This is a genomic window from Romboutsia sp. Marseille-P6047 (assembly GCF_900604535.1).
In the GTDB taxonomy this organism is placed as follows: domain Bacteria; phylum Bacillota; class Clostridia; order Peptostreptococcales; family Peptostreptococcaceae; genus Romboutsia_E.
The window spans coordinates 49181-71776 of record NZ_UWOT01000003.1 but is presented as its reverse complement, the minus strand read 5'-3'; the positions used below and the strand labels follow the sequence as shown (position 1 = coordinate 71776).

Here is a 22596-nt window from a genome sequence, read left to right as displayed (position 1 = left end):
TTTTATACTACTTTTTACTAAAAAAATCAATTTCCCGCTTATCCACTCTACGTATTATATATATTAATAAGGTATAATTTCTTTATAAAAAAAGAGTATGGTAATATATCATTTATAAGTTAGATACAAAACCATATTCTTTATATATTAAAAATTATAAATTAATTCTGTGTTACTTGATGTGATATAACTTGTTGAGCTATATTAACAGCATGATCCGAAACTCTCTCTAAGTTCATTATCATATCTAAGTATATCACTCCACTATCTATACTACATGAGCTTTCATTAAGTCTTCTCATATGGCTAATTCTACATGATCTTTCCATAACATCAACTTGTTCTTCCATTTTTATAACCTTACAAGCTAAATCTATATCTGAAGTTCTCATAGATTCTAATGCATATGTATAAGCTGAAATAACTTTATTATACATTTCATTTAACTCATCTTTACCTTCTTTAGAAAACTCAGCTCCACAATTCTTAGCAGCTTCTGCTAATTCAGATATATTATCTGCATGGTCTCCGATTCTTTCTATATCATTTACTGTATTAAATAAAGCATCTACAACTTCTCTAGAATCTTCGTTTAATGGTGCCTTAGAAAGTTTTAATAAATAATCTAATATTGTTTTTTGTAGTATATTAACTTGCTTCTCATTTTTTCTACAAGCATCTATATTTTCAGTTACATCTTCTAAAATTGCACTCATAGCTAGGTTTAAAGATTCTTTAGCCTTTTCACCCATTCTTAAAGTTTCTTTAACTGTATTTGCTAATGCAATTGAAGGTGTTTCTATCATTCTTTCATCTATATATTTTATTACTTTACTTTCATCATTTTCATGTTCATTACTTTTGTCTGGAACTAATGTAACTGCAAGCTTTATTATAAACTTATTAAATGGTATTAATAGTAATACTGATATTATATTAAATAATGTATGAGTATTAGCTATTTGTCTTGCAACATTTCCAGGGTCTGCTGATGTTACCATACTTACCACTGGCTTGTTTAAGAATATTAAGAATACTATTGTTCCCAGTATATTAAATATTAAGTGTATCATAGCTGCTCGTTTTGCATTTTTACTAGCACCTATACTTGATATTAATGATGTAACACAAGTACCTATATTTTGACCATATAATATCGGTAATGCTGATGATAATGGTATTAATCCTTGAGATGCTAAAGCAACTAGCATACCCATTGAAGCACTTGAACTTTGTACTATTGCTGTTATACCAAATCCTAATAAAAGACCTAGTAAAGGATATGTACCAAATGTTAATAATAAATCCGTAAACCCTTTATACTCTGCTAGAGGTTTTACTGCATCCTTCATAAAATCCATACCAGTAAATAGTATCCCAAATCCTATTAATATTTCTGCTATATGCTTTACTTTCTGTTTACTACTAAATAAGTACATTACTATACCTATACCTAACGCTACTGGTGCAAGACCATTTAAGTCGAAAGATACTAACTGCGCAGTTATTGTAGTACCTATATTGGCACCCATTATAACTCCTGCTGCCTGAGGTAAAGTCATTATTCCTGCATTTACGAAACCAACTACCATAACAGTTGTAGCACTAGAACTTTGTATTACAGCTGTAACTAAAGCTCCAACTATAACTCCCATTATAATATTACTAGTTAACAGCTCTATGATTTTCTTTAATCTAGATCCAGCTGATTTTTCTAGAGCTTCTCCCATAAGGTTCATTCCGTATAAGAATAGCCCTAAACCTCCCATAAGACTTACTGCAATCTCCACTTGTTTTCCTCCTTAAGGATAATTATCTTGTCTAAAAATTTAATGTCCTATTGTATTCTACCAAATACAACAGAACATTAGTGTTAAATATATGTTAAATATTAAATTTGTATTAAGTTTTTGTTTATTTTAAGTTAAATTTTTCATAATGTATTTTAAAATTAATCTTATTTCATACTTGCATACTGACTAATTATTTTTTCAGCACATTTAATTCCATCAACAGCAGCAGTAACTATTCCACCTGCATATCCAGCTCCTTCTCCACAAGGATATAGTTTTTTAGTATTTGTAGACTCTAATGTTTCTTCATCTCTAACTATTCTTATAGGTGCTGATGATCTTGTTTCAACTGCTGTTAAAACTGCATCATCCATCGCAAAACCTTTTATTTTTCTATCAAATCCAACTAAAGCCTCTTTCATAGTTTCTATAACAAAGCCTGGTAAGCACTTTCTCAAATCTACGAATGTATACCCAGGCTCATAAGAAGGCTTTACACTTCCAATATTTGTAGATATTCTATCATTTAAGAAATCTCCTACTAATTGAACAGGTGCATTGTAATTTTTACCACCTAATTCATATGCTAATCGCTCATATTTTTCTTGGAAATACATTCCTGCCAATGGGTGCTCACTTCCAAAGTCATCTGGAGTTACATTTACTAAGAATGCGCTATTTGCATTGTCTTTATCTCTAGCATGCTCACTCATACCATTAGTAACCACTTGTCCATCATTCGATGCAGATGCTATAACACTCCCCCCTGGACACATACAAAATGTATATGCTGTTCTTCCATTTGAAGTATGCTCAATAAGTCTATAATCTGCTGCACCTAGTCTCGGGTGATTATGATACTCTTTATATTGAGATTTATTTATTAACTCTTGAGGATGTTCTATCCTAGCTCCAATTGCAAAAGGTTTTTGAGTGATTTTTACACCTCTATCATGTAACATTTCATAAGTATCTCTTGCACTATGTCCTATAGCCAAAATTACTATATTAGTTTCTATTACTTCTTCATTATTTATTGTTATAGACTCTATTTCATTATTTACCCTACATATATCAGTTACTTTAGAATCAAATCTTACTTCTCCTCCAAGTCGAATTATCTCGTTACGTATATTTTTAACTACATCTTTTAATATATCTGTACCAACATGAGGTTTATGAGAATATAATATTTCTTCTGGAGATCCGAAATTAACAAGCTCTTCTAATACTTTTCTACATCTTATATCCTTTATTCTTGTTGTTAACTTACCATCAGAAAAAGTACCTGCTCCCCCTTCTCCAAATTGCACATTAGAGCTGTTTTTAAACTTTCTTTCCTTCCAAAATTCCTCTATATCTTTAGTTCTATTGTCAACATCTAAACCTCTTTCTAATAAAAGTGGATTATATCCTCTTTGAGCTAATAATAAAGCTGCAAATAAACCTGCTGGACCACTACCTATGATTACTGGCGTTTTGTCTAGTTTTTTAGTTCCTGATTGTACATCTTCATACCTTAATTCTTTTATTTTTACTATATCTTTTAAATTCTTTTCTAATACTTTATTTTCATTTTTAACTTCCGCATCAACAGTGTAGACAAAGTTTATCTTCCCTTTTCTAGCATCTATTGATTCTTTATAAATATAATATTTAACTAAGTCACTTGATTTTATTTTTAACTTCTTGATTACAAGACTTTCTATTATAGATGGACTTTCATCTATAGTCATTTTTATATTAGATATTCTTAACATAATTTCACCTTTCTTTTACTATATAGCATAAAAGGGAATGTCTCAAAATTATTTATTTTGAGACAGCCCCTTTTATAAACATAACATCTATATCATTATTCTCTAGATCATCTATCAAAATTTCATCTAAAATGAATTCTTTTATATCATCTACGGAGATATCTTTATTATTTAGATTTTTTACTAAAGCGATAACATTAAAACTCCTATTAAACTTCTTAATATAAATGTCATCGATTTTTTCCACAATTACTTTTAAATCACATATAAATGAGTTTTCATTTCCTAACTCAATTTTATCATCATACTTAAAAAGTTTAAATTCAAATGAATCTTTATATGGTGTTATTTCTTCAATTCCCACTAAATTCATATTATCTAGTCCTTTTTAGTTATAAGACCTCTTATAACCTTCATATTATTAAATACTTTTTCTAAAAAGTTTTCAGCTTCTTCATTATCTAATAATGCTATTTCTAAGTTATGATCCTCTGGTATACTTCTAGAAGAACAATATTCTTTTGCTACCTCTATTAGTTTATTTTTTGACTCTGCTGATAAATCAAACTCTTTATAATCTATTATTATGTATTGTTTAACTTCTTGAGTAGTACCTTGATTATACCCTATTTCTATATGATAGATAACTGCATATAAATTTTCTGGAGTTTGTTCTCCACTATATACAGGTACCGCTGGATTAGATTTTATAAAATTTGTTGATACTGCGATTGCATTTCCTAAACTAAGATTCATATTTATACCTCTTTCTGTATATTATATAATTCTATTTTATACATTATTTCTATATATTAAAACCTTTTTTTCATAATTTAAATGTAAATTTATATATAATTTAATATACCCTCAAAATTTTTAAGTAAACTTATATGTAAAATTTAGTCAAACATAAAAAATTAGAGGAACTATTACTATATAATCCCTCTAATTTTTTATATATTACTACTCAGCCTTAAAATCTTTATATCTTTTACCTAAAGTACTTGGGCTTATTTCATATTTTTTAGCTATTTGAGCTTGAGTTATTGATTGACCAGCTTCTTTTTTAACATAGTATTCAACTCCAGCTGCCCATCCGTTCTCAGCACCTTTTACTTCGCCATTTGCAGCCTTATATCCGTTCCAGAAGTCTATACCTGATTGTAATAAGTCTTCTTCTATATTTTGCTTTAACATAGTAATTACTTTATCATCACTTTCGCATACTTCAACTGCTTCAGCTTTACTAGCTTTTTCCGCTCTTTGATTCTTTAAATATTCAGCTATACTTGGCTCTAATAATTGTTGTATGTATTTGTATAGTATATGAGTATGATGTATTAAGAATGTCTTCATATCTTTGTATATATCTTCATATTGAGCAAATAAAGCTTTTATATCATTAACGATTGTATCTTTAATTGCTTCTGATATACTTATAGTTATATCTATTAGTATATTTATATCTCCTACCTTTACAACTCTCGCTATCATTGGGCTTCCAACTTTAAAATCTTTTAATAAGTTGATATCTTCAGTATATAACTCGACATCATTTAAGCAGTCTTTTAATAATATTTTTTCATCTTGAATTTCTTTTACTTCATACACACTTACATAAGATTCAAATAAGCTTCTTAGTATATCTCTTTCAACCATATCTAAGTTATCTCTGTTCGCTTCAAAAAATTCAACTGTCATAACCTTTTTATTTTCCATTATATGGTCTTGTATGAAATAAGTATTAAAGAATCTTTCAAACTTAGAGTTTATTTCTTCATCTTCCATTATGAAGAATGTTTCTCTAGCTTTATCGTATTCTGCTTTGAATTTCTCATCTCTAGAGAATTCAGATATCTTTGAATATAGTTCGTAATATTGCTTTTGTGAAAGACCTACTTTTCTACTTGATCTTTCTGAAGCCATATCTTTATTTAAACAACATTTTTTATATTTTTTACCACTTCCGCATGGACATAAATCATTTCTTCCTAGCAAGGTGACGTTCACTCCTTTATTTCTAAATTAAAGTACAATATCATATTATACCATTTTTTTCTCGAGTATTCTACAATTCTTTGGTATTTTATTTAAGATACTTAATGTTAAGTTTTGGAATTAATTTGTACTTTAATAACTATTATGACATATTTGTTTATATCCCTTTAATTTGTATTATACAATTAACATAATCTTTGATTATTTCATTTTCATCATTTAAGTTTGAGGTATTTTTAATAATTTCAAATTTACTAATTTTATTTTCTAGACCTATATTTTTAAGTCCACCTTCTATATAAAATATATTATCTATCCTTCCACTTACTTGTATTTCTATTATATATTTATAATTATTATTTTCATCTGAATATGAATTTTTATTTATATAATTTATATTTACTATGTTTTTTATCTCATTTTCAATTTTTAATATTATATCTTTTTCATAATTATCATTAATTTTATTAATAGTGTTAGCTTTCTTATCTAAACTTTCTAGTTCTATTTGTATATTATTTTTCTTATTATTTTGTATTAGATTAACACATCCATATATACAAACTATTACAAAAATTATTATTAATATTTTTTCTCTTTTACTTAGTTTTCTACTCAAATCTATACTCCTACATTATACTTTAGTTTAAACATATAATGTTCCTCTTCTTTTACTATGCTTTCTATAGAAAAATCTTTAGCACCTGACTGAGTTTTTAATTTTTCTAGCATATTTAAATCTTCACATATACCTTCAATTTCTACATTATTATTTTCTATTAGTAGCCTTTTTATATTTTCTTTGCCTATTACTTTATAGGCTAATTTTATATCTTTAACTTTTACATATATCTCTTTATATGTACTATCTTCAATATCTAGGTTTAAATTTCGTTCTATATCTTGATTTATTTGTACTTCTTTATTTTCTTTATCTTTTTGTTTAATATTTACCATAAGAAAAATGCTTAATATTGTAAATAAACAAATTATTATTTTTGATAACTTTATTAAATTAAAATCTTCTTTTAAAAAATTAATCATTGTATATTTCTTCATATTACTATACCTATTGCATTTATATATCTATTTACGTCTTTATTTAAATCTTTTGATATATCTAAAGTTACTTTTCCCATGTTTAGTATTATTGAATTTAAATTTAGATTAAGTTCTTTTATATCTTCTTTTATTTCACTATCTCCATAATAGTAAATATTATTATAATTTTCACTTATAAGTCTTATATGCTGTAAGGTTGCTATATTTCTAGGCAGAATATATGATTCATATACGATACTATTGATTACTTTATTTAATAAAAATTCTTTATCTCTTAATTCTATAAATAAATTAGTTGAGTCCAAGTTAGTTATAGTACCTAAGTTAATTAATTTTTGAAGTATATCAAAATTAACATTTAATATTTTAGCTTTCATATCTAGTATTTGAGCTATATCATTACATAGTTTAATTATGTGTATAGGACACAGTACAATTTGTACTGTGCCCGTATTATGATTTTTTTCTAAAATTTTATATCTAATTTTATAATCTTCTAAGTTTATCGGCATATATTGATTTATATTATATTTTATAATACCTAGTACATCTCTCTTTTTGCTAATATTTATATCCTCAATATTCCTAACAATTATATCTTCTGTTTGTATATTGAATAATAGCTTACAGTCTCGTTTATATGTATTTTCAATACTATGTATATTTAATTTAATATTTTCACATAGCTGTTTCATATTGTTTATACTTATATTTTCAATAAAATCATGCTCAATAGTTATTCTTTTATTGTTCTTTTTTAAAAGTATAATTCTAGTATAATTATTATTAATATTTATATTTATTATATATTTAATATAATCACATCCTATCATACTTTAATTAATTTTCAGGCTGATTATTAGGTTTACTTGGCAATTCTAGCTTAGGATAAAACTGTATAGTTCCATCATCACCAATTGAGCTAATTGTTATAGAGTCTCCCTTTATTAATATATCAAAATCCTTATTTGTCGAATTAGATTGTACTTTAGATTGTAAGTATCCATTTTTAACCAAATCATCTATTACTCCTGATGATTCACTTGAACTAATCTTTCCATCATTTTTAGCTATAGTTATTGCAGTTGCACAATCCGATTTTATCTTAGCATTTTTTTGAACTTCGCCATATTTCATCATAGCCATACTTGACAATATACCTAAAATTACTACAACCATAACCATTTCAATTAATGTAAATCCCTTTTTCTTCTTACTTCTAAACTTTTTTAAATTTACCATAATAAAATCTCCTTTTATTTTTTAATTTTTATATTGATGCTATTACATCAAACATCGGCAATAGCATTGATATAACTACAATTCCAATAATTACTGCTACAATCCCAATAATTACTGGTTCTATTAGCTTCATACTGTACTCGATTTTATTGTCTAATTCTTGCTCATAAAACTTATTTATACTAAGTAAGGTTTTGTCTAAACATCCACTTTCTTCACCAATTTCTATCATACCTAAAAATAAAGTAGGAAATGCTTTTACCCTTTTAAATGATTGCCCAATAGCATTACCTCTTATAATACTATCCTTACAACTTAATATTTCTTTATATAAAATGTGATTATCTACGACTTGCGAGGATATCTCTATTGCTTCTGTAATTTCTATTCCACTTTTATTGAGTATATAAAAAGCTCTAGAAAATTTAGTTGTTATAATTATTTTTATGAGATTTTTTATGATTGGAATTTTTAACTGCATTTTTTCTATATAAATTTTGATTTTTGGACTTGTTTTTATTTTATAAAGTAAGTATGTTATTATAAGAATATTAAGCACTATCAATATTAAATAATTATTTTTTAAAAATGCAGATAAATTTATTAAGAGATTTGTAATAAACGGTGGTTCAGTACCATTATTTTCAAATATCATTTGGAAGTTTGGTATTATTTCTATAAGCATAAATATAGATGCTATTATAGATAAAATAATTAATATTACTGGATATATCAAAACTGATTTTATTTTAGATTTTAATTTATACTCTTTATCATAGTATTCTGATAGTCGACTCATTACAGCATCTAGATTTCCACTTATTTCACCTGCTTTAACCATGCTTACAAAAAATTTAGAGAACTTATTCGTTTTTTGAAATGACTGGTTGATAGAATTTCCATTATGTATGTTATTCAATACTTGATTCAATACTTTAACTAACTTCTTGTTTGAATTAGATTTTAACATTTCAAATAATTTAGTTATTTCACATCCTGATTCCAAAAGAATACCTATTTCATTGCATAGAATTCTTAATTCTTTATAATTTATCTTATCTTTATCCCAAATCTGTAGATCATATTTCTGTATAGATGCTACCATAAAGTTATTTTTATTTGCATATTCAAGAACCTCTTTCTCTGATACACAATCTATTTTTTTAATTACTCTATCATTATTTTTATCATATAGTACACATTTATATATGCTCACTGAACACCACCTTATATATCAATATAATTTGAACATAAATACTCTTCTAATGTGATAATCTTTTCCTTGACTAGTCTTTTATATGTATCATCAAAAGTTATCATTCCATTTTTTATAGCTGTAGTTTTAATATTTTGAGCATCTTTCATCTGACTTATAGATAATTTTATATCATCATTAATTTCTAGTATTTCATAAATTGAAGTTCTTCCAATATATCCATCTTTACATTTATTACACCCTATTGCAACTTTAGTCTCTATATTTTTACCATTATCATCCGATATAGTTATATCATGGCTACAATTATTACATAATTTTCTTACTAGTTTTTGTGATATAACACCTATTAATGATGCACTTATTAAATAGGGTGGTATTTGCATATCTATAAGCCTAGCAATAGATGATACTGAGTCATTTGTATGCATTGTACTAATTACTAAGTGTCCTGTTATTGCTGCTCTTACAGCAATTTTAGCTGTTTCAATATCTCTAATTTCACCTATCATAATTATATCTGGATCTTGCCTTAAAATAGCTCTTAATCCTTCTTCAAATGTTAAACCAATTTTAGAGTTTACTTGTATCTGATTAACTCCTTCCATCTTATATTCAACAGGATTTTCTATAGTCATAATATTTTTGCTCTTACTTTGTAGTTCGTTTAATATTGAATAAACTGTAGTTGTCTTTCCACTGCCAGTAGGACCAATTACAAGTAAAATACCTGATTTTTTATTAATTATTTTATTAATAATATTTATTGCATTTTTCGAGAATCCTAATTCTTCTTTACTTTTCAAAAATGAATTTCTATTTAAAATTCTTAATACTATTTTTTCTTTATATATAGTTGGTATAGTTGAAACTCTAATATCTACTAAATTATTTTTAACTTTCAAGTCAACTCTACCATCTTGAGGTAACCTCTTTTCTGTAATATCCATATGAGCTTTTAATTTAATTACTGTAGCTAGTGCCGGATATAACTCTATCATAAGTCTAAAAACTTCTCTCAATTCACCATCCACTCTATTCCTAATTATTATATAATCATTGAATGGTTCTATATGAACATCACTAGCTCTATCATAAACTGCTTTTTCCAATATGTTATTAAATAATTTTTTTGCATAATCTTCATCTGAATTTCTATTTTCTCCATAGTACTTATCTATTTTTAATTTTACTAAATTTGACTCGACTTTTTTCAATACAATATCCATTCCTGTAGCTAATTTTAAGTCTTGCATAGCATGTATATTTTCTTTTTCTATACCTACCACTAAAGTATCACTTTCAATTTTTATAGGAAATAAGTTATATTTTATAGCTAATTTTTCTGGAATAATATTATCTAATATATCTACTTTATTTATATACTACCCCTCCCTTAAGTACTTAAGTTTATTTGGTACTTCTATTTTTAACATATTTATATTTTCTTCAATTTTATAATCTACTTTCATCGGATAATTAACTATAATACGTTCTAAGTAATTATTACTTTTATTAACATATGTAGATAGCTTATTGATATTTCCAATAGCTTTAATTTCATAAGGTTGTGCTATAGGAGTTGAATTTATATTTATATGATTTCCTGCCAATGTAATTTCTGAATATTGGTTTATTCTCTGATTGTTTATACTTATAAATATTGCTCCATTTTTTTTAAGCTCATTTACTAAATTAATTAGTATTTTGTTATAATCTACACTATTAGCAATATTACCTGTCTCTTCATTTAAAGCATCAATTTTTATTGTTATTCCCCTACCTTTTATGTCTGTGTAAGATAATAATTGTTTTAATTTTTCAATCTTATCAATATCACTTTTATCTGTATATGTATCTTTTAAATCTTGTAATTCTTTATCAATATTTTCTTTCTCTTTTTTTAAGCTTTTTATATTTTTTTTAGTTATTTTAATTTCTTTTTTTACTATATCATCCTTACTCACATATAATTCAGCTTTAGATTTAAAATCTTTTATCATACTACCTATTAATACCCCTAAAACTGTACTTGCTAGTATTATCAACACATATCTTTTTTTCATACAGCATAACCACCTATAAATTATTTTTTATATTTAATTTTATTTTTATTTATTTTATTTCTCAATTTCTATTTTATTTGAATTTAAATAAAATATCTATTAATCTTTAATATTCTTTTTTATTATAAAATAAGGGCATATAAATTTATACGCCCTTTTCCTAACTAATTCAAATCATATTCTGTTTCATATTTTAAAGATCTTTCAATTAATTTATCTTTTAATTTATCAATTCCTTCAAAATCCATATTGTCAATATAATATGCTTCTATTATGTCATGTTTAGATTTTGCTTTTTTCAAATTTGAAATTGCATAATTTATTAGCTCATCAAAAACATGTTTATCAGAAATTATCACGTCTTCATATTTATCTAATTTACTTTTATCTAAATATTGAGTTAAATCTATTGTTTCTCTGTCACTAAATAAATTACTTACTGTGATTCCTATATTTAAATCAATTATCCATATAGTTTCTATTTTTTCTGGTATCAATGGAAAATGATATATTTCCACTTTCATTCCTTTTTCAACTGCTTTTTCATACACTTTTTTTAAGAAAGTAGTTCTACCACATCCAATTTCTCCTTTTAAATAATATATTTTTTTAGCTTCACTTAGTAAGCTATCAGAATAATCTATATGACCTATTGGAGTTATAGCCGTTCCAAATAAATGTCTAGGCTTTTTGTACACTCCTTTATTTATAGTATCTTTAAATACATAATTAATAAAGCTTTCAGTAAGTTCATTTACTTTACCAAAATCCATAGCATATGTGTATCGTTCTTCAATATCATAATATATAGGTTCTGCTGCTTTTAAATATTTATAACATCTTCTAAAATAACTACTTATTTCTTTCCCACATTCTATAATTTCAACTTTATTTTTTTCTAATTCAACCGAATCCCAATAATCTCCTAAATTAACTATTTCATCTACTGCACCTGGATTTTTAGGATCTACAATATGTGGAGATGTACCATCTAAAAATACTACACCTAATTTTTTTATTACGAGTGCATCTAGTGAACTTGGATCTGATGGACAATGATGAAGCTCTACATCATAATCTTTGTCTATAAATTCTTTAGCTATCTTCTTCATCATTGATGATTTCCCTACTCCTGGACCACCTTTTAAACAAAAAATTCTATTTACATTTTCAAGTATTATATACTCAAATAGTGGTTTTGATCCATTTGATGTATTTCCTCCTGGAAATATTTTTCTAACTTTCCCTGACATATAAATACCCCCTAAGACTTTACTCCTTATAAGATATTATTTTTATATAACTTTTGTTACTCAATAAAAATATCTTAGTAAAATCTTAAGGGGATATATAATTAAAATTAAGCAGTTTTGTTAGATAGTTCTCCATTTTTTGCTTTAATCATCTTTGTAATCGAGTATACTGGTAAACCAAGTAATGTTATAAATATTCCTAATACAGCGTTTTGTGTCTGACTCATAAGTGTACTTATAACTATAAATGCCCCTCCTATAATTGCGATTATCGGTACTACTGGATATAAAGGCACCTTATATGGTCTTTTCATATCAGGCCTAGTTTTTCTAAGTTTTATTACTCCAGCAAACAGCATTGTATAGAATATCCAAATTGTAAACATAGCTAAATCAGATAGTAAATTAAATTGTCCTGTTAAAGAATATAATACTGCTAATCCAACTATCATCCATATTCCATTTATAGGAACACCATTTTTATTTAGTTTAGAAAATAAATTTGAAAAAGGTATTTTACCTTCACATGCCATTGTATAAGGTATTCTACCTCCTGTTAATATAAATCCATTTAGTGTACCAAATACAGATATAAGTATTCCTATACTTATTACCTTAGCTCCAACACTTCCAAATAGTTTACTTGCAACTAGTGTTGCAGGTGCAGCTGACATAGATAATTCTGCTGCTGGAACAACATATAAGTAAGCTACATTAATCAGTAAATACACTGCCATAACAGCAGATATACCGCCTACTATTGCTGTTGGTAAATGTTTAGATGGATTTTTCATTTCTCCAGCCAAAGCTCCAACAAATATCCATCCATCATATGCAAATAATGTTGCTAAAAGAACTTGAGATATAGCTGATACTATATTAATTCCTTCACCTACCATAGGTGTCATTATTGATGATGTTGAATCACCTTTAATAAACCCAAATATTATTATAATAGCTAACGGAACTAATTTACATAAAGTTAATACAGTTTGTATACCTCCACCAAATTTTGCTCCTAATGAATTTAAAAATGCTATAAACACTATTGTAGCTATTGCTATAATTATTACGTATAAATTATTATCTAATCCTAACAATGAAACTACTTCTTGTGCAAATATTATACCTAAAGCCGCAGCTATTGCTGGTATAAATAATATTCCTTGTACCCATCCAGTTAAAAATCCAATTCTTTCTCCATAAATTTCTTCCATATATACTGTCATTCCACCTGGTTTTGTTATACTTGCAGATATTTCTGAAGCTGTAAGCCCAGCTGCTATTGTCATTATACCTCCAATTATCCAAGCCAGTATACCTAGTCCAGGACCTCCATTAGTAGCTGTATATATAGCTTGAGGTTTAAAAAATACCCCAGATCCTATTAATATTCCAACTACAGTAGAAAGAGCTGCACTAAGTCCTATACTTTTTCTTAATGTCTGATTATTACTCATATTATTCTCCTCATTTATAATTCCACAGATTCTTTCTATGTTTAGACATTTTACCACATTTTTCTGTTTTTTGAAATAATCCTCCGTTACTTTTTTTAATTTTCTGATATTTCTAAAAGATCATTTTATATTATTATTATAAAATAGCTATATACTCAAATAAAATTTTATATTTTATAAAATTTATTCAAATATATAGCCATAAGTTATTTATAATTAATCTACTGTTATTTCATATCCAGCTTGATTATATTGATTTATCATCTCATTCCAAACTTCTTCAACACCTGTCTTTTTTAAAGAAGATAGTGGTATTATTTTTTCATCTTTTTCTAATTGTAATTTTTTTCTTATTATACTAAGATGTTTTTGATATTGTCCCCTGGATATTTTATCTGCTTTAGTTGCTATTACAACACAGTTATATCCAAAGTGCTTTATCCATTCATACATCATAACATCATCATTTGTAGGTTCATGTCTTATATCTACAAGTAAGAATATAGCGCAAAGTTCTTCTCTATCTTGTAAATACCTTTCCATTATAACGCCCCATTTTTCTTTTTCAGATTTTGCAATCTTAGCATAACCGTATCCTGGAAGATCTACAAAATAAAATTCATTATTTATAAGAAAGAAGTTAATAGTTCTTGTCTTACCTGGAGTTTGACTTGTTCTAGCAAAATTTCTTCTATTTAATAATGTATTTATAGTAGATGATTTACCTACATTAGATCTACCAACTAACGCAATTTCAGGTATCCCCTCAGTCGGATATTGATTTCTATTTACTGCACTTACAACCATTTCTGTGCTTCTTATTTTCATTATTTGTCACCATTCCTTACTAATGCTTCTTCTAGCACTTGGTCCATATTTTCAACAAGAACAAACTCCATTTGTCCTTTTACATTTTCAGGTATTTCATCTAAATCAGCTTCACATTCTTTAGGTAATAATACCTTTTTTATACCAGCTCTGTGAGCAGCTAGTAATTTTTCTCTTACTCCTCCAACAGCTAAAACTCTACCTCTTAAAGTTATCTCACCTGTCATAGCAACATCATTTCTAACTGGTATGCTAGTTAATGCAGATATTACAGCAAGTGCCATAGTTATACCAGCTGATGGTCCATCTTTTGGAGTAGCTCCTTCTGGTAAGTGAATATGTATGTCTTTATTCTTATAGAACTCTGGATCTATATCAAATCTATCCGCTATAGATCTAATATAAGATATAGCTGCTTGCGCAGATTCCTTCATTACATCACCTAGTTTACCAGTTAATACAACTTGTCCTCTTCCTGGAAGTACATTTACCTCTACAGTAAGAGTTACTCCTCCAACAGAAGTCCATGCTAAACCTGTAACAAGACCAACCTCTGGCTTTGTTCCTGCAATATCATATCTATATTTATCTTTTCCTAAATAATCTTCTAAATTATTTTGATTTACTTCTATACCTTCTAATTCTGGATTTTCTACATATTGTTTAGCTACTTTTCTACAAATCTTACCTAGTGTTCTTTCTAAAGTTCTAACCCCAGCTTCTCTAGTGTAATAGTTTATTACATCTCTAATAGTAGCTTCATCCATCTTTACAAAATCTTCTTTTAATGCATGCTCTTTTATTTGCTTTGGAAGTAAGTATTTTTCAGCAATATTTACTTTTTCTTCTTCTATATATCCTGATACTTCTATTATTTCCATTCTGTCTAATAAAGGACCTGGTATAGAGCTTAAACTATTTGCTGTTGTTACAAATAATATTTTTGATAAATCAAAAGGTACTTCTAAGTAATGATCTACAAATGTTTTATTTTGTTCTGGGTCTAGTACTTCAAGCATTGCAGCTGCCGGATCACCTTTATAATCAGATGCCATTTTATCTATCTCATCTAATAAGAATACCGGATTTTTAGTTTGAGCTTCCTTTAATCCATTTATAATTCTTCCTGGTATTGCACCTACATAAGTTCTTCTATGTCCTCTTATTTCAGCTTCGTCTCTAACTCCACCTAAAGAAATTCTAACAAAGTTTCTACCTAAAGCTTCTGATATTGACTTTGCTATTGATGTTTTACCAACACCTGGAGGTCCTACTAAACATATTATAGGCCCTTTCATAGATTTAGATAATTTTCTAATTGCTAAATACTCTAATATTCTTTCTTTAACTTTCTCTAAACCATAATGATCCTTATCTAATATTTCTTTAGCTTTATTAATGTCTAATTTATCTCTAGTTTCTTTATTCCAAGGTAATGAGAATATTGTATCTAGATAAGCCCTACTTACAGATAAATCTGGAGACATTGGAGATATCTTTGAAAATTTATCTATTTCCTTAGCTATTTTTTCTTTTGCTTCTTTTGGAGCTTTTATCTTCTTTAACTTTTCTCTATATTCATCTGATTCAGAATTTATATCTTCTTCTTCACCTAATTCTTTTTGTATTGCTCTTAATTGCTCTCTAAGATAATATTCTTTTTGAACTTTGTTCATTTGCTTCTTTACTCTTAAAGTTATCTTCTTTTCAATCTTTAATATCTCTATTTCTTCTAATAATATAGTATAAATTAGTTCTAATCTTCTCTTAGCATCAAACTCTTCTAGTACTAACTGCTTTTGGCTATTTTTTAAGAATATATTTGCTGCTACTGTATCTACAAATCTATCTATGTTTTCTGTTTCAGCTAAAGATATAAGTATTTCTGGCGATACCCTATTTCCTATATTTATGTACTCTTCAAATGCATCAAATACATTTCTTACAAAAGCATCTACTTCTATGTCTTGTTCTAATTCTTCTTGGTCACAAACAATTTCTTCTATCTTTGCTTTGAAGAATCCATCATCTTGATTTAATTCTTTTATTTTACCTCTAGACAATCCTTCAACTAGTACACGAACTGTATCTCCAGGTAATTTAATCATTTGTTTTACTTTACATATTGTTCCAACATGATAAAAATCTTCTTCTGTAGGCTCATCTGTTTCAGCTTCTTTTTGAGATGTTAAAAATACTAACTCATCCCCTAACATTGCTTCATCTAATGCTTTTAAAGATATTTCTCTACCCACATCAAAATTTAATATCATATATGGAAATATTGCTAATCCCCTTAGTGGTATTAACGGTAATTCACGATCTATCTTAGTATAATTCTCTTCCACTGTTATCACTCCTTAAAGTGCTGTATTTTATTGCTTTTTATATTATATATTTACAAAAAAGAATTTTCAATATTAATACTTTGTCTAATGAATATTTTAACTTTATTTTAGTATGTTTTAATAACCTAATATTAATTCAATTTTATATGAATATAATTAAAAATATATTTAATTTAATTATATCATATTAATATACTATATTATTTTACCTAAAAGCAAATTTTTAAAACATTATTTATACTAATTAAATTTATACAATTTAAAAAGGAGCTTTTCTTAGCTCCTTTTATATCTATGCACTTTCTTCTTGATCTTTAAGTATCATAATTGGATTTTCTTTTCCTTCAACAGATTCTTTAGTTACTACAACCTTTTTGATATCTGTTCTTGATGGAACTTCATACATGCTTTCCATCATAACATTTTCAACTATACTTCTAAGACCCCTAGCTCCAGTGTTTCTTTCTATAGCTTTTTTAGCTATAGCACGAAGAGCATCATCTTCAAATTCTAGTTCTACATCATCTAACTCTAATAATTTCTTATATTGCTTTACAAGAGCATTTTTAGGCTGTTGTAGTATTTGCATTAAAGCATCTTCATCTAGTAAATCAAGAGTTGCTACAACAGGTATTCTACCTATAAATTCTGGTATTATACCGAATTTTAATAAGTCTTCTGGGAGAACTTTAGCATATATTTTGCCTAAATCAACTTCCTTTTTACTTTCAATTTTAGCTCCAAATCCTAGAGTTTTATCTCCTCCACGTCTTTGGATTATTTTTTCTATACCATCAAATGCTCCACCTAATATAAATAGTACATTTGTAGTATCGATTTTTAAGAACTCTTGATGTGGATGTTTTCTTCCACCTTGTGGTGGAACATTTGCAACAGTCCCCTCTAATATTTTTAGAAGTGCTTGTTGAACTCCTTCTCCACTAACATCTCTTGTTATAGATGGATTTTCAGATTTTCTTGCTATCTTATCTATCTCATCTATATATATAATACCTCTTTCAGCCTTTTCCATATCAAAGTCAGCTGCTTGAATAAGTTTTAAAAGTATATTTTCAACATCTTCTCCAACATATCCAGCTTCTGTTAAAGAAGTTGCATCTGCCATAGCAAATGGAACATTTAAAGTTTTAGCTAATGTTTGAGCTAATAAAGTTTTACCTGAACCAGTTGGTCCTAATAAAAGTATATTACTTTTTTGTATTTCTACATCTTTACTATTAGCTTTTTTACTGTATATTCTTTTGTAATGGTTGTATACAGCAACTGATAAAGCCTTCTTTGCTCTCTCTTGACCTATTACATAGTCATTTAAGATTTCCATCATTTCTTTTGGTTTTGGTAAAGATGTTGTATCCTCATCAATAGTTTCTTCTATTTCTTCTTGGATTATTTCGTCACAAAGCTCAACGCATTCATCACAAATGTAAACATTTGGTCCTGCAATTAATCTTCTTACTTGATCTTGGCTTTTGCCACAGAATGAACATTTTAACTGTCTTTTATCTTCGTATTTAGACATATTAAGCACCTCTTTTCATCTACGGTCTATTTGCTTTTGTAATTACTTCATCAATTAGACCATATTCTTTAGCTTCGTCTGCACTCATAAAGTTATCACGCTCAGTATCCATTTGAATTTTTTCTAATGGCTGACCTGTTCTTTCTGCAAGTATTTTATTTAGTCTTTCTCTGATCTTTAATATCCACTTCGCATGAATTTCTATATCAGTTGCTTGACCTTTTGCTCCACCTAATGGTTGATGTATCATTATTTCACTATTTGGTAGGGCAAATCTTTTTCCTTTTGCACCTGCATTTAATAAGAATGCACCCATAGAAGCTGCTAATCCTATACATATTGTGCTTACATCTGGTTTTATATATTGCATAGTGTCATAAATAGCCATACCAGCTGTAACACTACCTCCTGGTGAGTTTATATATAAATATATATCTTTATCTGGGTCTTCGGCTTCTAAAAATAACAACTGGGCAACTACAAGCCCTGCTGTAGTATCATTTACTTCATCTCCTAAGAATATTATTCTGTCCTTTAGTAATCTAGAATAAATATCGTAGGCTCTTTCTCCTCTACCTGTTTGTTCTACGACTGTAGGTACTAACGCCATAAACTATACCCCCTCAATTTCCTCTATATTCTTATATATATAATTTACAGTAGCCTAATGGCTACTGTAAATTTTAAGCTATATAAAATTAAGCTATTTTAGCATTTTCAACTAAGAAATCTATCGTTTTTCTTATTTTTAATTGTCCTTTTATATCTTCTAAGTCAGTATCTCTTAATGAAGATTTTAATTTTTCAACTTCCATATTGTACATAGAAGCCATTTTTTCTAATTCTTCAGTTAGCTCTTCTTCAGAAGCATCTATACCTTCAGATTTAGCTATTGCTTCTAATACTAGTGATGATTTAACTAATTTCTCAGCATCAGCTCTTCTCTCATTTCTTAACTCTTCTATACTTCTACCAGTCATTTGTAATAATTGTTGTAAGTTTAATCCTTGGTATTGTAATTGGTAGTTAAGTTCCATTATCATATTATCTATTTGATGTTCAACCATAGCAGCTGGCACTTCAACTTCTGTGTTATCTGCTACTTTTTCAACTATAGAATTTCTCATTTCAGCTTCAGCTTTGTTTTTAGTTTCTTCTTCTGCCTTAGCTCTAACATCAGCTCTTAACTCAGCTAATGTTTCAAATTCAGTTGTATCTTTAGCAAATTCATCATCTAAAGCTGGTAATTCTTTAACTTTTACATCATTTACTTTTACTTTGAATACTACTGGCTTTCCAGCTAAGTTTTCTGCATGATATTGTTCTGGGAAAGTAACGTTAACTTCAACTTCTTCTCCAGCTTTTTTACCTATTAATTGATCTTCAAATCCTGGTATGAAAGAGTTTGACCCTATAACTAAGTTATGATTTTCACCTTTTCCACCTTCGAAAGCTAAACCGTTGTCAAATCCTTCAAAGTCTATAACAGCAGTATCTCCGCTTTCTATAGCTTTATCTTCAACACTTACTAATCTAGCGTTTCTGTTTACCATTTCTTGAAGTCTTAATTCTACCTCATCTTCACTTACATTATTATCAACTTTAGATATTTCTATACCTTTGTAAGTTCCTAATTCAAATTCAGGTTTAACTTCTACTTCAACAACCATTACTAAACCATTATCTTGACTTATTTCTTGAATATCTAATGATGGTCTATCTATTGGATCTATGTTTAAAGTATCTATAGCTTGTGGGTAAACTTCTGGTAATACTAAATCTATAGCATCATTGTAGAATACTTCTTTACCATATTGAGCTTCTATTAACTTTCTTGGAGCTTTCCCTTTTCTGAACCCTTGTACGTTGAATTTCCCTTTATTTTTATTGTAAGCTTTATTTACTGCAGCTTCAAATTTATCATGATCTACAGTTAAGTTAAAAGTTACTTTATTACCTTCTTTTTTTATTAATTCTGCTTTCATTAACTTTTTCCTCCTAAAATTTATGTAATGATTTGTAATTTAATTATACTTATTATTTAACTATTTAATTATATCACATAAGTTTTTTTATTTACAAGTATTTACAAGCCTTCCCTATTATTTGAAGGTTTATTTATACTATTATATATTTATTTCTTCTAAGTTAATTTTTCCTTCATCAATATTCATTATGACAAATTGTCTTGAGGATCCACCTCTGGGTATTGATGTACTTCCTGGATTTATATATATGATATTGTCTTTTTTAATAGATAACGGTATATGAGTATGCCCAAATATAACTATATTTGCTTCATAATTAATTGCTGCTCTCTCTATTTCATTAAGTCCATATTTAACACCATAATTATCTCCATGACATAGAAATATAGTTTTATCCTCTATATAAAATATAATTTCATCTTCTATATGTTCAAAGTCACAGTTTCCCTTTACTGCTATAATATCTATCCCTGTCATTTTATGTATGTACTTAGAATCTATAAAATTATCACCTGCATGTATTATTAAATCACATTCCTTTAGATATGGTATTGCTTTATTAATAAAATTCTCCATTCTGTGTGTATCGCTAACTATACCAATTCTCATTATCTTGATACCCTTTTTGTAAACTCCTTTTTCATTATTTCTAGTGCATTCGCTCTATGACTTATTGCATTTTTTATTGATGCAGGCATTTCTGCAAATGTTTTATTATATTTATTAACTATAAATAAATTATCATATCCAAAACCATTGTTTCCTTTTTCCTCAAATGCTATAGTACCTTCACAAGTACCTCTTACTACAAATTCTTTACCATCAGGGAATACAACTGCTATTGCTGATACAAATCTTGCATTTCTTTGACTAGAAGGTATGTTTTTCATCATTTTTAATAATTTTTCTCTGTTTTCTTCATCCGTAGCATTTTCACCTGCAAATCTTGCAGAGTAAACACCTGGCTTTTTGCCAATTGCATCTACTTCTAATCCTGAATCATCAGATATTGTTATCATTTTAGTTTTCTTTGCTATTAGCCTTGCTTTTATAAGTGCATTATGTTCAAATGTCTTTCCATCTTCTATGATTTCAATTCCATCTAAGTTAACATCTTTTAATGAATGTATATTATAATCAAAATCCTCAAGTATCGAACCTATTTCTTCTAATTTATGAGCATTATTAGTAGCAATTACAACATCATTTCCATACTCCATACCAAGTATTTCATCAGCTATTTCTCCTAGAGCTTCTCTTTGTTTCTTTATTAATTCTTTATTACCTTTTTCTCCTAATTCTAATAACGCATTTAAATCTTTTCTTGAGAAAGGTCTTTCTTCTCCAGTTCCTTGTACTTCTACAAACTCACCATTATCAGTCATTATTATGTTCATATCAACTTGAGCCGTTGAATCTTCCTCATAACATAAATCTATCATGTACTGCTTATCAACAATACCTACACTTATAGCAGATACAAAGTTTCTTATTGGAATTTCTTTTATTGCCTTAGATTTATATAATTTATATATAGCATCTACCACTGCCACAAAAGCCCCTGTTATAGATGACGTTCTAGTTCCTCCATCGGCTTGTATAACATCACAATCTATCCAGATAGTTCTTTCTCCTATTTTACTTAAATCTATTACTGATCTTATTGCTCTACCTATTAATCTTTGAATTTCTTGAGTTCTACCATCTATCTTTCCTCTAGATGCATCTCTTATCTTTCTTTGTTGAGTAGATCTTGGTAACATAGAATACTCAGCATTTATCCATCCTATGCCCGAATTTCTTAAAAATGGAGGTACTTTTTCTTCTACTGATGCAGTACATATAACTTTAGTTTCTCCCATTTCTATAAGTACAGATCCCTCTGCATATCTCGTATAGTTTCTAGTTATTTTAACATCTCTTATTTGGTCATACTTTCTATTATCAATTCTAGTCATTTTTTACCTCTCTTAAATCTACCTTCTTGTATATTTCTAAAAGACAGCATATACTTTTCTGTCTAAGATTCAAATTAAGATTAT

General features: G+C 27.6%; 21 protein-coding genes. All 21 read right to left on the bottom strand.

The window, feature by feature from the left end; genetic code table 11:
* Positions 1-161 precede the first annotated feature (161 nt).
* The 21 genes from EIH23_RS04040 to rph all read right to left on the bottom strand — a co-directional run bounded on the left by EIH23_RS04040 (position 162) and on the right by rph (position 22512).
* Positions 162-1790, bottom strand: coding sequence for a Na/Pi cotransporter family protein (locus EIH23_RS04040; RefSeq protein ID WP_122638942.1), 1629 nt, complete (start codon positions 1788-1790; stop codon positions 162-164).
* Between the two features lie 167 nt (positions 1791-1957).
* Positions 1958-3553, bottom strand: a complete 1596-nt coding sequence (locus tag EIH23_RS04035; protein WP_122638941.1) for an NAD(P)/FAD-dependent oxidoreductase — start codon at positions 3551-3553, stop codon at positions 1958-1960.
* Positions 3554-3605: 52 nt separating this feature from the next.
* Positions 3606-3926, bottom strand: a complete 321-nt coding sequence (locus tag EIH23_RS04030; protein ID WP_122638940.1) for a hypothetical protein — start codon at positions 3924-3926, stop codon at positions 3606-3608.
* Between the two features lie 5 nt (positions 3927-3931).
* Positions 3932-4309, bottom strand: a complete 378-nt coding sequence (locus EIH23_RS04025) for a hypothetical protein (RefSeq protein ID WP_122638939.1) — start codon at positions 4307-4309, stop codon at positions 3932-3934.
* Positions 4310-4516: 207 nt separating this feature from the next.
* Positions 4517-5551 carry a YecA family protein gene (locus EIH23_RS04020; RefSeq protein ID WP_164488977.1) on the bottom strand — a complete coding sequence of 345 codons (1035 nt, stop codon included), beginning with the start codon at positions 5549-5551 and terminating at the stop codon, positions 4517-4519.
* Positions 5552-5708: 157 nt separating this feature from the next.
* A complete protein-coding gene (locus tag EIH23_RS04015; protein WP_122638937.1) occupies positions 5709-6170 on the bottom strand; it encodes a hypothetical protein in 462 nt (153 codons plus the stop codon).
* Between the two features lie 2 nt (positions 6171-6172).
* Positions 6173-6610: a hypothetical protein gene (locus EIH23_RS04010; RefSeq protein ID WP_122638936.1), complete on the bottom strand. Its 438-nt coding sequence runs from the start codon at positions 6608-6610 to the stop codon at positions 6173-6175.
* A complete protein-coding gene (locus EIH23_RS04005; RefSeq protein ID WP_122638935.1) occupies positions 6607-7446 on the bottom strand; it encodes a hypothetical protein in 840 nt (279 codons plus the stop codon). The genes EIH23_RS04010 and EIH23_RS04005 overlap by 4 nt, the downstream gene beginning before the upstream one ends.
* A 7-nt stretch (positions 7447-7453) precedes the next feature.
* Complete coding sequence (locus EIH23_RS04000; protein ID WP_122638934.1) at positions 7454-7855, bottom strand: prepilin-type N-terminal cleavage/methylation domain-containing protein; 402 nt, start codon at positions 7853-7855, stop codon at positions 7454-7456.
* Positions 7856-7883: 28 nt separating this feature from the next.
* Complete coding sequence (locus EIH23_RS03995; RefSeq protein ID WP_243113317.1) at positions 7884-9071, bottom strand: type II secretion system F family protein; 1188 nt, start codon at positions 9069-9071, stop codon at positions 7884-7886.
* A gap of 11 nt (positions 9072-9082) precedes the next feature.
* Entirely contained in the window at positions 9083-10360 is a 1278-nt protein-coding gene (locus EIH23_RS03990) for a GspE/PulE family protein (RefSeq protein ID WP_243113316.1), read from the bottom strand.
* 96 nt (positions 10361-10456) lie between these two features.
* On the bottom strand, positions 10457-11137 hold the full coding sequence (locus tag EIH23_RS03985) for a DUF881 domain-containing protein (RefSeq protein WP_122638932.1): 681 nt from the start codon (positions 11135-11137) through the stop codon (positions 10457-10459).
* Between the two features lie 164 nt (positions 11138-11301).
* Positions 11302-12390, bottom strand: a complete 1089-nt coding sequence (locus EIH23_RS03980) for a PRK06851 family protein (protein ID WP_122638931.1) — start codon at positions 12388-12390, stop codon at positions 11302-11304.
* A gap of 107 nt (positions 12391-12497) precedes the next feature.
* Positions 12498-13850, bottom strand: a complete 1353-nt coding sequence (locus EIH23_RS03975; protein ID WP_122638930.1) for an APC family permease — start codon at positions 13848-13850, stop codon at positions 12498-12500.
* Positions 13851-14066: 216 nt separating this feature from the next.
* The gene (yihA, locus tag EIH23_RS03970; protein WP_122638929.1) at positions 14067-14678 is read right to left on the bottom strand and encodes a ribosome biogenesis GTP-binding protein YihA/YsxC; all 612 of its coding nucleotides are present in this window, start codon (positions 14676-14678) and stop codon (positions 14067-14069) included.
* Positions 14678-17026 carry an endopeptidase La gene (gene lon / locus EIH23_RS03965; protein ID WP_122638928.1) on the bottom strand — a complete coding sequence of 783 codons (2349 nt, stop codon included), beginning with the start codon at positions 17024-17026 and terminating at the stop codon, positions 14678-14680. Before lon ends, yihA begins: the two co-directional genes overlap by 1 nt.
* Before the next feature lie 292 nt (positions 17027-17318).
* Positions 17319-18566: an ATP-dependent Clp protease ATP-binding subunit ClpX gene (gene clpX / locus EIH23_RS03960; RefSeq protein WP_122638927.1), complete on the bottom strand. Its 1248-nt coding sequence runs from the start codon at positions 18564-18566 to the stop codon at positions 17319-17321.
* Positions 18567-18585: 19 nt separating this feature from the next.
* Positions 18586-19176, bottom strand: a complete 591-nt coding sequence (gene clpP, locus EIH23_RS03955) for an ATP-dependent Clp endopeptidase proteolytic subunit ClpP (protein WP_122638926.1) — start codon at positions 19174-19176, stop codon at positions 18586-18588.
* An 88-nt stretch (positions 19177-19264) separates the two neighbouring features.
* Complete coding sequence (gene tig / locus EIH23_RS03950; RefSeq protein WP_122638925.1) at positions 19265-20551, bottom strand: trigger factor; 1287 nt, start codon at positions 20549-20551, stop codon at positions 19265-19267.
* Between the two features lie 141 nt (positions 20552-20692).
* Positions 20693-21163, bottom strand: a complete 471-nt coding sequence (locus tag EIH23_RS03945; protein WP_122638924.1) for a metallophosphoesterase family protein — start codon at positions 21161-21163, stop codon at positions 20693-20695.
* Positions 21163-22512 carry a ribonuclease PH gene (gene rph / locus EIH23_RS03940; protein ID WP_122638923.1) on the bottom strand — a complete coding sequence of 450 codons (1350 nt, stop codon included), beginning with the start codon at positions 22510-22512 and terminating at the stop codon, positions 21163-21165. Before rph ends, EIH23_RS03945 begins: the two co-directional genes overlap by 1 nt.
* Between the last annotated feature and the right edge of the window lie 84 nt (positions 22513-22596).